This is a genomic window from Acinetobacter sp. YH12120 (assembly GCF_013418795.1).
Taxonomy (GTDB): Bacteria; Pseudomonadota; Gammaproteobacteria; order Pseudomonadales; family Moraxellaceae; genus Acinetobacter; species Acinetobacter towneri.
The window spans coordinates 279018-292590 of the sequence record NZ_VPBI01000001.1 but is presented as its reverse complement, the minus strand read 5'-3'; the positions used below and the strand labels follow the sequence as shown (position 1 = coordinate 292590).

Sequence of the window (13573 nt, the reverse complement as noted above, 5' to 3'; positions counted from 1 at the left end):
CGGTAGATTCAGTTCAAACAATATTTAAGGTACTTGATATGCAATTTTCTGGCTTAAAAAATTCACGTGCAGTTCATTTTTTTGGCGCAGTTGCGCTCAGTTTGGGTTTAAGTCAAGCCGCAATTGCGCAAGAAGAAAATATTGAAGTGACGCCATTACAACAAGTGACTCAGCAAGAATTAGCCGCTATTTATGTGTTATCTGAAGTTTGCCCTTCACTAGTCAAAGAACAAGATCAATTTCATCAGGGTTATACAAAACTTGCCCAAGAATATATGCCTAAAGAAAAAGACGCTGTTACTGCCTTAAGTAAACTCAGCAAACAAAAAAGCTTCCAGCCAATTTTAAAAGAAGCCCGTGCCGATGCCAAAGCTGCTGGAACAGCCAAAAACCAAGCAATTTGCCAAGAATTGACAGCATATAGCAGATAATACAATTTGGTTACAATACTTTTATCAATAAGCCGATTTCTCCCATAGAAGTCGGCTGAGCTTTGCCCTAAAATGCTAGCTCTTTTGTGCATACCTCAAGTATTGGAACCTCTTAGAATGACCCCAAAAAGCGCCCTTGCTGCATTATTACTATTACCAAGCTTTTCTTATGCAGCAACTGTCTTAGCTACACCACCAGAACTCAATAACAAATCATACGTTTTGATGGATTATGAGACGGGACAAATTTTAGCTTCAAAAAATGAAAACGAAAAACTCGCCCCTGCCTCAATGACCAAAATGATGACTAGTTTCATCATTGAACAAAAGTTATTAAAAGGCGAACTCACGGAAGATGAACAAGTCCGCATGAATGAGTCTGCATGGTGTCGTGGCAGCAGCACAGAATCATGTATGTATGTTCCTTTAAATGGCACAGCAACCGTACTTGAAATGCTACGCGGAATTATCGTGCAATCGGGCAACGATGCATCTAAAGCCATGGCAGAGCACATTGCAGGTAATGAAGGCACATTCGTTCACATGATGAATGAAGAAGCCAAACGTATTGGCATGAGCAATACCCAGTTTATGAACTCTACGGGTATGCCTGCTGAAGGTCACTTTTCTACCGCAAAAGATATGGCGACTTTAGCGCAGCACATCATCCATGACAGCTCAAAATACTACCCAATTTATTCTGAAAAAGAGTTTTCTTTTAATGGAATTAAACAAGGCAACCGTAATGCCCTGTTATATACCGACCCAAGCGTGGATGGTTTAAAAACAGGTCATACCAACGAAGCGGGTTACTGCTTAACCACTTCATCTAAACGTGGCCCAATGCGTTTAATTTCGGTGATTTTTGGTGCGCCAACCATGCAAGCTCGTGCAACTCAAACTCGTGAATTGTTAGCTTGGGGTTATGCAAACTACGAAACTGTACGTGTACAGCCTGCCAACCAAGTCTTAGCTAAAGCAAAAGTATGGTACGGTAAAAGCAAAGAAGCACAAATTGGTTTGCCAGAAAACTTTAACGTGACCATGCCAAAAGGCAAAGCCAACCAAATTAAAACTCAATTGGTGGTTCAACCTAAATTGACTGCTCCTTTGAAAAAAGGTCAAGTGATTGGTAAATATGTCGCAACCTTAGATGGTAAAGTGATTGCTGAAAAACCATTGGTGGCGTTGCAGGAAGTGGAAGAAGCGGGTTTCTTTGCACGTATGCTAGACCATATCAAACAATTCTTTAGCAACTTATTCTAAGATTCATAAGCTTAGACTAAAGCGCAAAGCACACATGCCCGCATGTGTGCTTTTTTATTTTATACTGTCCTCAATCCTAAATTTATAAGCTAAAGATTTGTCCATCATGAAAAAAAATGTGCGTGCTTATTTAGAGCAAACCCCAAAAATTGACGCAAGCTGTTATGTAGATGAATTGTCGGTGGTGATTGGTGATGTGCATTTGGCCGCAAATGTATCGGTTTGGCCATTTGCCGTGATTCGTGGTGATGTTAACCATATTCGGATTGGTCAAAATTCCAATGTGCAAGATCATGCCATGCTGCATGTTAGCCATAAAAAAGCCGACAAACCTGAAGGTTCACCGCTGATTATTGGCGAAGATGTCACAGTTGGACATGGTGTGACCTTACACGGCTGCACCATTGGCAATCGGGTGTTATTGGGCATCAACACAATTGTTTTGGATGATGTCATTATTGAAGATGATGTAATGATTGGCGCAGGGTCTTTAGTGCCACCGCGTAAGCGTTTGGAAAGTGGCTATTTGTACGTGGGTAGCCCTGTGCAAAAAGTTCGTCCTTTAACCGACAAGGAAAAAGAGTTTTTGCCTTATTCTGCACGGCACTATGTAAAAGTGGCGGGGAATTATCAATAATCCACCCCTCAAAGTTCTTTTTGATTGTTGTAATTTGAGGGATTACACGTTCTGCACCGTTAATTTTAAACTCAGTGTATGAATGACATGATTAATCTTATCAAATCGAGAGGCTGAATCTTGACTTAGAGTTTTATACAAAGCTTTACGGTCAATATCTGCCTCTTTTTCTATTTGTGCAATAGCTTTGACTTTGGCAACAACACCTAGCGCAAATGAGATCACATCCAGCATCACCAAATGAATCAAAGAACAAAGTACCCCTCACATCTTCCCACAACTACACAAACCTACATTTACAGTTTTAAAGAAATCCCCTTTCAACATAGCCACATCCCCCTAAATTTTGTAGAATATGCGTTTTACCCCATGGTGCTTTTCAATGACCGCTTGGACTGCTCACGTTACTGTCGCCACCGTTATCGAAAAAAACGGAAAATTCCTGTTTGTTGAAGAACATACAGAAGGTGTGACGCATAGCGTGTTTAATCAGCCTGCAGGGCATGTTGAAGCTGGCGAAAGCTTAATTGAAGCAGCAATACGTGAAACCATGGAAGAAACTGGGCATCGGGTGAAAATTAATGCCTTACTCGGTATTTATAGCTATACTCCGCCTATGTTTCCTGACCGCACCTATTATCGCTTCTGCTTTCTAGCCGAATCGCTGCAACATGATGCGCAAGCCCAGCTCGATCCCGATATTATTGGTACAGTATGGATGTCTGCAGACGAACTGGCTGAATCAGCACGTGCCCGAAGTCCGTTGGTACTGAAAGCGGTTCAAGATGCGCTCAGTGGTCAATCTTATCCTTTATCGCTCATTTACGAGCACCAAAATTCTCCCCTTATTTCTAGTTTGGATGCCTAATCCTATGCAACAACGTGTCATCGTCGGTATGTCAGGTGGTGTAGATTCATCTGTTTCTGCTGCACTTCTACTTCAACAAGGTTATCAGGTTGAAGGGCTTTTCATGAAAAACTGGGAAGAAGATGACGGCACTGAATATTGCACCGCGATGGAAGATCTTGCCGATGCGCAAGCGGTGTGCGACAAGCTAGGCATTAAGTTGCATACAGCCAACTTTGCGATGGAATATTGGGATCGGGTTTTTGAGCATTTTCTTGCCGAATATGCCGCAGGACGCACGCCAAACCCAGATATTTTATGCAATAAAGAAATTAAGTTCCGTGCCTTTTTAGATCACGCCATGAATTTAGGCGCAGATTTTATCGCCACAGGTCACTACGCTCGTCGTGGTGGAACGCAGTACAACTCCAAAGGTGAAGCATACGCTCCACTGTTACGTGGTTTAGATAAAAATAAAGATCAAACCTATTTCTTACATGCAGTGCATGGTCGTGAAATCAATAAAACCTTGTTCCCTGTGGGCGAAATTGAAAAGCCGCAAGTCCGAAAAATTGCCGAAGAACTAGATTTAGTCACTGCCAAGAAAAAAGACTCGACAGGGATTTGCTTTATTGGTGAACGTCGCTTTAATGATTTCTTAAAACAATATTTGCCTGCTCAAGCTGGAAAAATTGTTTTAGACGATGGCAAAGAGGTTGGTGAACATCACGGCTTAATGTACTATACGCTCGGTCAGCGTGGCGGGATTGGTATTGGCGGCTTAAAAGGTGTTGCTGAAGGTGCATGGTTTGTCCTGCATAAAGATATTGAAAACAATCGTTTAGTGATTGGTCAAGGTCATGAACATCCACTCATGCAAAGCACTATTTTATGGAGCGAAGCAATTGATTGGGTGGCAGGTGAACAAGAAATTCCAGCGTCAGGCTTCCGTTGTACTTGTCGCACTCGCTATCGCCAAGATGATCAGGACTGTGTAATTTTCAATGATGACAGCATGCCTGGCGGTGTACGTGTGGAATTTGATGAGCCACAACGTGCAGTCACTCCTGGTCAAAGTGTCGTATTCTATTCAGGCGAAGTGTGTTTAGGTGGTGGTGTGATTCACCATACCAATGCACCTAAACCCGATTTTATTTAAGGATTGTTTTGGATGACAGAGTTACCGTTTCAACAGTCACCAACTCTGAATGTTCGCCAAAATCGTGCCTTGGCGTTAGCGGGTGTGTTTCAAGCCACCCAGCTCACGCACATGACTGCACTCACAGGCAGACAAAGTATTGGTGAAAGCGGTAACTTTTATTTTGAGCAATTGATTAAAGCCAGTTTAAATATCCGTCCAAGTAGCAACCACAGTTCGCAAACTTTGGATTTTTTTAATCATTTGGCCGATATTTCTTTGGGTTTAAAAACGCTAGAAAGCAGCATCAACCAACCTTTTAATACTGCTCCTAAATCGCGTTTACCTAAACTATCCAATACCAAACTACCCATGTCGTATGCGATGGCACTCTTACAATTAGAAAAGAAAGTGTATAGCAATCCTAAATACGTCGAAATTATTGAGCAGTCACAGCAAAAAATCTTAAAACAACTTTCATTTTTTGATCATAACTATTTGCATCCCAGTATTATTGCCAATTTAGCCCAAACCTATGTCGATACTGCGGGACAAATTAACCCGCGCATTATGGTACGTGGCAATGCAGAAGCATTTAAGGATTCTGCACATACCAACCGAATTCGAGCTTCGCTTTTTACAGGCTTACAAATGGCACACCTTTGGCGTCAACTTGGTGGCAGTTCATGGGGCATGGTATTTAGCAAACGTAAATTATTACGTGATATTCAAGATCTGGCGCGTTTACAGTATCAGGTGGTTTAAACCATGCTGAACACGCTTTTGTTTTAGGTTTAATTCCAAAGTTTAAGGAATCGATATGAACGCTTTAACCGCACTTTCTCCATTAGATGGGCGCTATGCAAGCAAATGTGATGCTCTCCGCCCTTTCCTCTCTGAGTTTGGTTTAATCCATGCTCGTGTGACTGTTGAAGTGCGTTGGTTACAAGCGCTTGCCAATCGTCCTGAAATTACCGAAGTACCTGCTTTCAGTGCTGCAACGAATGCTGCATTAGATGCAATTGTTGCAGATTTCTCTGAAGATGATGCCAACCGCATTAAAGAAATTGAACGCACCACCAACCATGACGTAAAAGCAGTTGAATATTTCTTAAAAGAAAAAATTGCCAACATTGATGAGTTAAAAAATGCAGGTGAGTTCATTCACTTTGCTTGTACTTCAGAAGACATCAACAACTTGTCACATGCTTTAATGCTTAAAAATGGTCGTGAAGTATTGGTTGCAGCGATGCAGCAAATCATTGATTCGATTGTTGCATTGGCAGAAAAACACGCAGATCAACCAATGTTGTCACGTACTCACGGTCAAACTGCAAGCCCAACAACTTTGGGTAAAGAAATGGCAAACGTGGCATATCGTCTTGCACGTCAAATCAAACAGTTCAAGCAAGTTGAGCTTTTGGGCAAAATCAATGGTGCAGTAGGTAACTACAACGCTCACCTTTCTGCATACCCAGAAATCAACTGGCCTGCACATTCTCAAGCATTTGTAGAATCTTTAGGTTTAAGCTTTAACCCATACACGACTCAAATTGAGCCACACGACTATATGGCAGAATTGTTTGATGCGCTACGTCGTTTCAACACCATTCTAATCGACTTCAACCGTGACGTTTGGGGCTACATCTCACTTGGTTTCTTCAAGCAAAAACTGAAAGAAGGTGAAGTTGGTTCTTCAACCATGCCGCACAAAGTAAACCCAATTGACTTTGAAAACTCTGAAGGTAACTTGGGTATCGCCAATGCAGTCTTGGCTCACTTAGGCGAAAAATTACCAATCTCTCGCTGGCAACGTGACTTAACTGACTCGACTGTATTGCGTAATATGGGTGTTGGTTTTGCACAAAGCTTGATCGCATTTGAAGCTTGCTCTAAAGGTATTGGCAAACTTGAATTGAACGCACAACGTATTCTTGAAGATTTAGACAATGCTCAAGAAGTATTGGCTGAGCCAATTCAAACTGTGATGCGTCGTTATAACATCGAAAAACCATACGAAAAATTAAAAGCTCTTACACGTGGTCAAGCTATGACACGTGACATGATGGTAGATTTCGTGAATGGTAATGAGTTGGAAGGCGTTCCTGCAGCAGATCGCGCACGTTTAGCGACAATGACGCCTGCAACTTACACAGGTAATGCAGCTGAACAAGCAAAACAAATTCAAGATTTAATTGCTAAAATCTAATTTGTAAAAGCATTCATCACAATACAAAAATGCGAAGCTTCGGCTTCGCATTTTTATTAGAATAAAACAAATCTTCCAACTTAAACATCACATGCAAAATCAATTCCGCATTCAACATTACTGTGCTTTAGGCTTGGTTATACTCGCCATGCTTGCTGCCAGTATTCAACCACTGGAATTTGAATCGTATCTACTGCATCAGGCAGGCACAGTTTTTATGCTCGCGGCTTTATTGATTGCGTTTAAAAAAGTAGGACTGAGTTTTTCTAGCTTTGTGCTGTATTTAATATTTTTACTGATTCATATTGTCGGAGCACATTATCTGTATTCTTATGTGCCCTATAATGATTGGATTTTGCACAGCTTTGGCTTCAATTTAGATCAGAGCATGGGTTGGTCACGCAATATGTATGACCGTTTTGTGCATTTGGCTTATGGTATTTTGCTCTATCCTGTTTTATTGCGCTTGTTTGAAGTCTGGTTTCCAAAAAACAAACCTATCGTTTTATATCTTTTGGTCATTCAATTTATCATGGCAAGCAGTTTAATTTATGAATGGGTGGAATGGCTCATTGCGCTTGGCTTATCGCCAGAAGATGCTGAAAATTATAATGGTCAGCAAGGTGATATTTGGGATGCACACATGGATATGCTTTTAGCAACGATAGGAGCAATGCTGATGGGATGCTTCTACTTGATCAAGAAACCCTAACAGGATGCCTCTTTCGTACTAAATCCAAATTTATTGCCAATACCACCACCAGAAGCCAGCTAAACTTGCGACTGAAATCATCCAGATCAACACCGTTAATACTGCAGGTTTACCTGAACCCCAAAACATGGTTTTGGCAAGCCATTTTTTAAACAATACGCTGCTTAAAGTTAAGCTCGCTAAATGCACCAATACCGCAGCTAAGAATAAATTTGCTGCAAATTCATGTAGCTCTTTTAAAGTATGACTTTGGGTATAATCGGTGAAAAATCCAACCAACACAGTTAAAGGCAATGCCAACCAAATCAACAAAATACTGAATTGAAATTCACTAGAACTACTTGACTTTAAAAACTGCAATGAAAAAAACTGCTGAGGCTGTTTCCAATAGCGTTTTACAAATTGTTGAATCATGCCTAAACGTTTAGAAATTCCTGTTGGCTGTGTGCTGTTCAACATACTCAACACCTGCCACAAAATTCGTAAAGCTAAACTAATCCCCAACGTATAGCCAAAAGCCATATGTAACTGATGCCATTCTTCCGCATCACCTGTTAAATAAGCCCCTGTAAAACTTAGCTGCATCACCACATGCAAAAAGCGAATCATTAAATCTGTAGATGTTGATTGCTTCGCGGGCACACTATTTGTTTGCATATTCAATCTATCAAGGTGGTTTTGTTCTTATCACAAAGATATAACATCAAGCTGAATTGAAAATTAAGATGCTTAAATCAAAGACTCTATATTTTTGAATAAAAGTGAATAAAAAAATTGCGCTCAATTGAGCGCAATTTTTAGATAAATTTTAGAAGTTAGATCATCACTATTACAGTTTAGGATCACGGATTTGCAACAAACTGCTGTTGGCTTTGCTTAGGCTATCAACCAGTTTATTCATCACTGCAGGAATCAAACTGTCTGCCATTTGTGCAGCTTGCAAACCCAGTTTTTCACCCAAAGTTGGCTTTTTACGGGTTTGAATCACATAAATATCATGCTGTGGCAACAAACTTAGTAAGTATTCATCTGAGGTTTGTAACTTATCTACCAAGTTTAAATCCAGTGCATCCTGACCATACCAATGCTCACCTGTTGCCACTTTTTCAACATTCAGTTGTGGACGGTATTTTTCGACAAAGTGTTTAAATAGTACATGAGTTTGTTGCAATTCTTCTTCAAACTTAGCCTTGCCTTCTTCGGTATTTTCACCAAACATGGTCACAGTGCGTTTGTATTGACCTGCTGTGTACATCTCAAAATCTATATTTTTTTCTTTGAGCAAGCGATTAAAGTTAGGCACTTGTGCCACTACGCCAATAGAACCCAAAATCGCAAATGGCGCTGACACAATTTCTGAACCAATACATGCCATCATATAGCCACCACTTGCTGCGACTTTATCGACGCAAATCGTGAGATGGAAACCTGCATCACGCAAACGTACCAATTGTGCAGCTGCAAGCCCATAACCATGCACCATACCGCCTGGACTTTCCAAACGTACCACAACACGGTCACGTCCAGCTTTGGCCGTTGCCAAAATTAGGGTGATTTCTTCACGCAATTGCTCTACAGCAGACGCAGCAGTATCACCTTTAAAATCCAACACATAAATTTTTTGATTGTTCTTTTTACGGGCGCGCGCTTCACGTGCCATTTGTTGTGAAAGTTGTAATAGCTCGAGTTTAGATGCCGTGGTTTGCGCAATTTTTTTTCGTTGTTCATTAATTCGCGCATTCAAATGACTAATCCGAATTTCGGCAGGTAGTTTAGGTAAATGAAATAACATAAAAATGAGTTCTCAATTTAATTCGGTTTATTAGGACTACATTAGGTCAATTTCGACTTTTTCAATACTTTTTCTATCTTAAAGCAGCTTCTTTTTGAATCAATCGTAAATATCGTTTAGAAATCTGCCGAACAGCCATTAAACGTACAGCAAACCAAATTTGCCCCTGATAGCAAATCCCAATAATAAGTGCGTTGATCGGCCACCAACCAAACAGTAGAAAACTACCTCTACGCTCATGATCTGAAGGTGTAAGCATTGAATAGAAACACACTAAACCTACGCAGAAACACATTACGCAAAGAAATTCACCTACTGCACTGTGCAAGAACGGTAACTTATTTTTTTGTTGTGCTTTTACATAGCGATAAAACTTAAATTTAGCATTGGCATCAATATAGTCTCGCCAAGCCTGCCGAAAATGGGGATCACTTGCTTGCTGCTGTACCCTAAAATAAACAACAAGCACTATCACACCTGAAACTATCACAAATTGATCATACAACCAACGATGATAATTGCTCATATTGGGGCTTTGAGAAGTTGGAAACCACCCATCATGGTTAAAAAACGTTGCCAATAAAATACTCAGCAAAACCAAAAGTGCTGCTATCGTCTCTGCACTATGTTGAAATCCAAACAAGGCATCGATTATTTTTTTCGTGGCTTGGCGTGCTGGTTTTGCCTGTTGTCGTTCTTCTTGTGAAGGAAACTGCATTTTTTATTTTCGCTGCGCGTACAAAACAATCAATACTATAACAAAAAAACAGAATCCTAAGATTCTGTTTTAATAGCTTTCAGGACTTAAGCAGATTAACCAAAACGACCTGTAATATATGCTTCTGTTAATTGATGGTCTGGCTGAGTAAATACTTTTTCAGTTGCATTCACTTCAATCAAATCACCCAAATGGAAGTATGCAGTACGGTCAGATACACGTGCTGCCTGTTGCATAGAGTGCGTTACAATTGCAATTGTATATTGAGTAGAAAGTTCAGAAATTAATTCTTCTACTTTTGCCGTTGCAATTGGGTCAAGTGCCGAACATGGTTCATCCATTAAAATTACTTCTGGACTTACCGCAATGGTACGTGCGATACAAAGACGTTGTTGCTGACCACCCGACAAACCAGTACCTGGTTGATTCAAACGGTCTTTCACTTCATCCCACAAACCAGCTTTACGCAAACTGTTTTCTACAATTTCTTCCAAATCGTATTTATCGCGCGCTAAACCATGCAGTTTAGGGCCATAGGCTACGTTTTCAAAAATTGATTTTGGAAATGGGTTTGGCTTTTGGAACACCATACCAACTTGCGCACGTAATAATACGACGTCAAGGTTAGGATCATAAATGTCTTGGTTATCCAACATCACTTTACCCGTTACACGACAGCTATCAATGGTGTCGTTCATACGGTTTAAAGTACGCAAGAAAGTAGATTTACCGCAACCAGATGGACCAATAAATGCAATCACTTCATTTTCATAGATATTTAAATCAATACCTTTGATTGCTTCAGATTCACCATAGTACACATGCACATCATTGGTACTTAATTTCACATTTGAAGACTTAGCTTCTTTTTTGCTAGACGCTTGTGTATCAAACTGTGAAACAAACGAAGTTGATGATTGCTTCTGTTCTACATCTGGAGATGTAAATTGGCTTTGCTGTGGATTCACTTGTTTATCCTGTTCTAAGGAATTTGGTTTTTCTGTGCTTGCTACAGTATTCATATTCTGCCCTCAATTACCAGCGTACTTCAAACTTCTTACGTAACCAGATTGCAAGGCTGTTCAAGCCAATCATTAACGCAAGCAATACGATAATGGCTGCAGCGGTACGTCCTTCAAAGAAGTTACGCAATTCATTACCCTGCCATAAGAAAATTTGCACAGGTAACGCAGTAGATTGATCAAATGGAGTTGCTGGTACACTGGCAACAAAGGCACTCATACCAATTAATAACAATGGTGCAGTTTCACCTAAAGCTTGTGCGACACCAATAATTGCACCCGTTAAAATACCCGGCAATGCAAGTGGGAGTACATGGTGGAACACAGTTTGTAAACGCGATGCGCCCAAACCTAAAGCTGCCTGACGAATAGACGGTGGCACTGCTTTTAACGATGCACGTGTGGTAATAATTACGGTTGGTAAAGTCATTAAACTTAACACTAAACCACCCACCAACGGTGCAGACAATGGTAAGCGCATCCAACCAATAAAGATGGCAGCACCTAACAAACCGAACACAATAGAAGGTACAGCAGCCAAGTTGTTAATGTTCACTTCAATAATATCAGTAATGGCATTTTTTGGCGCAAATTCTTCTAAGTAAATTGCCGATGCCACACCAATTGGAATCGAAATAAAGATCACAATTAGCATCATGAATAAAGAACCCATGAATGCACCCGCCAAACCAGATGTTGCAGGAGAACTACGTGAGTCTGGGCTAACAAAAATGTTGGTATTGAATGTACTTTCAATAATGCCTTGTGACTCTAACTTGTCTGCCAATTGACGTACTTCAGGGCTTAACTGTTGCTGCTCATCTGGCAGGCTACGGTCAATATTACCTTCTAACCATACATCTACGTTAGCATCTGCAAGTACTTTAACATCTTTGGTTTGACCAATCAGTGATGGATCAGCCAACACCATGTCACGTACACGGTACGCTTCAGAACTGGTATATAAATAGCCAAGATCATCACGCTGTGCTTCTAGCGCTTTATCTTTAGCAATAATGCCGTTCACAATGAGGGCATCCCAATCGACCATGCCCATTTCAGTTTGCCACGCAATCATACGTTCTTCGTATTGGGCTGGTGACTCGCCTGCAATCGCCTTAGGTTTTGGACCTGCATTGACAATCGCTGGATCGAAGTAAATTGGAAGGCTCATGCTGCTTTGCCAGAACGCAGGCAAACCTTTAGATAAGATACTGCCGAATAACAATACGACAAAGAATAAACCTGCAATAACTGCCGAGAAACCCATCAAGCGGAAGGTTTTTTCCTTACGATGACGCTTACCCAATGAACTGGCGATGGTTTTTTTACGTTGTTCACGTAATTCGGCAGCAGCTTGTGGATCTAACTGATCCAAAGACGATGTATTTGAAGTACTCATTAGTCGTATTGCTCACGATATTTACGCACGATGTATAGTGCAACAATGTTCAAACCTAAGGTAATCACGAACAGGGTCAAACCAAGTGCGAAAGCAACCAATGCCTGCGGACTTGCGAAATCTGTATCACCTGTTAATTGGTTCACAATCGTAATAGTAACCGTAGATACCGCTTCTAATGGGTTTGCGTGTAGTAAAGGACTATTACCTGCAGCCAACACCACAATCATGGTTTCGCCAATTGCACGTGACGCAGCAAGTAAGAATGCACCAATCACCCCTGGTAATGCAGCTGGCATCACCACGCGACGAATGGTTTCAGATTTGGTTGCACCCAAACCTAAAGAACCATCACGCAGCGCACGCGGCACTTGCGTAATAATGTCATCAGACAATGAAGATACAAAAGGAATAATCATGATGCCCATCACTAAACCAGCGGTTAATGCACTCGTGGCATTAATATCTAGTCCAATGATTGCACCCGCAGTTTTAAGGAACGGGCCGATGATCATCATGGCAAATACACCGTACACAATGGTCGGAATACCTGCTAAAACTTCAATGGTCGGCTTTGCCCATGCACGGAATTTAGGCGATGCATATTCTGCAAGGTAAATGGCGATCATTAAACCAATAGGTACTGCAACTAATAAAGCAATACCACTCACCATCAATGTACCCCACAGTAATGGAAGTAAACCATAACTGCCATCTGCACTACCCGAGGTGCTAAAACCAGGGTTCCAGACTGTACCAAAGAAGAAATCCAGTGGGCTAACGAAACTAAAGAATCGCATCGCTTCACTGAACATGGACATCACAATACCAACCGTAGTTAGAATCGCAACACCAGAACATAATGCCAAAGAAATGTTGATGATTTTTTCAACTTGGTTACGTGCGCGGAATTGTTGTGAAACACGTTTCTTTGCCCACAGCAAACCAAATAAGGCCGCACAGATCACCACCGCAAGTTTGGCATAAGAACCAATGGTTTCAATTTTCGCTAATTGCTCTGCCGCTGCAACTTCGTATGCAGCAGGTGTATCACTTACACCAAAACCAGATGCAATGGCTTGTACGCGATCAACCAAAACACTTGTACTTGCAGGGTCTAGGCTTGCAGCAATGTGCGCTGGCACATTATTAATTACCACTTGCTCTAGAATACTTGGTTCAACCAAGTTCCAAACAATCAAAATTAAAAAAGCAGGAATACCACACCATAATGCTACCAACGCGCCATAATATCCTGGGCGTGAATGTAACATTGCAGAGTTATTTCCCTTACCTGCTAGGTTACGGCTCTTGCTTAACCCGATTTGATAGGCTACGGCGATAATCGCCAATAACACACCTATGAGTAGCAGATTCATGTATTCTCCACTGTTTTTTC

General features: G+C 41.0%; 15 protein-coding genes. 8 read left to right on the top strand and 7 right to left on the bottom strand.

The annotated features are described in order from the left end of the window. The first annotated feature begins 38 nt into the window (after positions 1-38). The 3 genes from FTU58_RS01445 (at position 39) to FTU58_RS01435 (ending at position 2334) form a co-directional block, all read left to right on the top strand. On the top strand, positions 39-431 hold the full coding sequence (locus FTU58_RS01445; protein ID WP_004971644.1) for an MCR_0457 family protein: 393 nt from the start codon (positions 39-41) through the stop codon (positions 429-431). A 117-nt stretch (positions 432-548) separates the two neighbouring features. Then, positions 549-1697 (top strand): D-alanyl-D-alanine carboxypeptidase PBP5/6, encoded by a 1149-nt coding sequence (dacC, locus tag FTU58_RS01440; RefSeq protein ID WP_004971646.1) that lies wholly within the window; start codon positions 549-551, stop codon positions 1695-1697. Between the two features lie 106 nt (positions 1698-1803). After that, positions 1804-2334, top strand: a complete 531-nt coding sequence (locus FTU58_RS01435) for a gamma carbonic anhydrase family protein (RefSeq protein WP_004971648.1) — start codon at positions 1804-1806, stop codon at positions 2332-2334. Between the two features lie 42 nt (positions 2335-2376). On the opposite strand, the gene FTU58_RS01430 is transcribed toward FTU58_RS01435, so the two are convergent. Further along, complete coding sequence (locus FTU58_RS01430; RefSeq protein ID WP_104851773.1) at positions 2377-2583, bottom strand: DNA-binding protein; 207 nt, start codon at positions 2581-2583, stop codon at positions 2377-2379. Between the two features lie 133 nt (positions 2584-2716). Between FTU58_RS01430 and FTU58_RS01425 the strand changes: the two genes are divergently transcribed. The 5 genes from FTU58_RS01425 to FTU58_RS01405 all read left to right on the top strand — a co-directional run bounded on the left by FTU58_RS01425 (position 2717) and on the right by FTU58_RS01405 (position 7240). After that, positions 2717-3202 (top strand): NUDIX hydrolase, encoded by a 486-nt coding sequence (locus tag FTU58_RS01425; RefSeq protein ID WP_096901080.1) that lies wholly within the window; start codon positions 2717-2719, stop codon positions 3200-3202. A gap of 4 nt (positions 3203-3206) precedes the next feature. After that, a complete protein-coding gene (gene mnmA / locus FTU58_RS01420) occupies positions 3207-4340 on the top strand; it encodes a tRNA 2-thiouridine(34) synthase MnmA (RefSeq protein ID WP_004971657.1) in 1134 nt (377 codons plus the stop codon). A 12-nt stretch (positions 4341-4352) separates the two neighbouring features. Beyond that, the gene (hflD, locus tag FTU58_RS01415; RefSeq protein WP_004971659.1) at positions 4353-5084 is read left to right on the top strand and encodes a high frequency lysogenization protein HflD; all 732 of its coding nucleotides are present in this window, start codon (positions 4353-4355) and stop codon (positions 5082-5084) included. Between the two features lie 55 nt (positions 5085-5139). Further along, positions 5140-6528: an adenylosuccinate lyase gene (gene purB, locus FTU58_RS01410; protein WP_019837658.1), complete on the top strand. Its 1389-nt coding sequence runs from the start codon at positions 5140-5142 to the stop codon at positions 6526-6528. A gap of 91 nt (positions 6529-6619) precedes the next feature. Then, the gene (locus FTU58_RS01405; RefSeq protein WP_004971662.1) at positions 6620-7240 is read left to right on the top strand and encodes a DUF2238 domain-containing protein; all 621 of its coding nucleotides are present in this window, start codon (positions 6620-6622) and stop codon (positions 7238-7240) included. Positions 7241-7270: 30 nt separating this feature from the next. On the opposite strand, the gene FTU58_RS01400 is transcribed toward FTU58_RS01405, so the two are convergent. The 6 genes from FTU58_RS01400 to pstC all read right to left on the bottom strand — a co-directional run bounded on the left by FTU58_RS01400 (position 7271) and on the right by pstC (position 13553). After that, positions 7271-7897 carry a cytochrome b/b6 domain-containing protein gene (locus FTU58_RS01400; protein ID WP_180061945.1) on the bottom strand — a complete coding sequence of 209 codons (627 nt, stop codon included), beginning with the start codon at positions 7895-7897 and terminating at the stop codon, positions 7271-7273. Positions 7898-8069: 172 nt separating this feature from the next. After that, positions 8070-9032: a protease SohB gene (gene sohB / locus FTU58_RS01395; RefSeq protein WP_004971667.1), complete on the bottom strand. Its 963-nt coding sequence runs from the start codon at positions 9030-9032 to the stop codon at positions 8070-8072. Positions 9033-9105: 73 nt separating this feature from the next. Beyond that, positions 9106-9750 carry a hypothetical protein gene (locus FTU58_RS01390; protein WP_004971669.1) on the bottom strand — a complete coding sequence of 215 codons (645 nt, stop codon included), beginning with the start codon at positions 9748-9750 and terminating at the stop codon, positions 9106-9108. A 95-nt stretch (positions 9751-9845) separates the two neighbouring features. Continuing rightward, the gene (gene pstB / locus FTU58_RS01385; protein ID WP_096901086.1) at positions 9846-10772 is read right to left on the bottom strand and encodes a phosphate ABC transporter ATP-binding protein PstB; all 927 of its coding nucleotides are present in this window, start codon (positions 10770-10772) and stop codon (positions 9846-9848) included. 13 nt (positions 10773-10785) lie between these two features. After that, positions 10786-12174 carry a phosphate ABC transporter permease PstA gene (pstA, locus tag FTU58_RS01380; protein WP_180061944.1) on the bottom strand — a complete coding sequence of 463 codons (1389 nt, stop codon included), beginning with the start codon at positions 12172-12174 and terminating at the stop codon, positions 10786-10788. After that, positions 12174-13553 (bottom strand): phosphate ABC transporter permease subunit PstC, encoded by a 1380-nt coding sequence (gene pstC / locus FTU58_RS01375; RefSeq protein ID WP_004971674.1) that lies wholly within the window; start codon positions 13551-13553, stop codon positions 12174-12176. The genes pstA and pstC overlap by 1 nt, the downstream gene beginning before the upstream one ends. Positions 13554-13573: the final 20 nt, after the last annotated feature.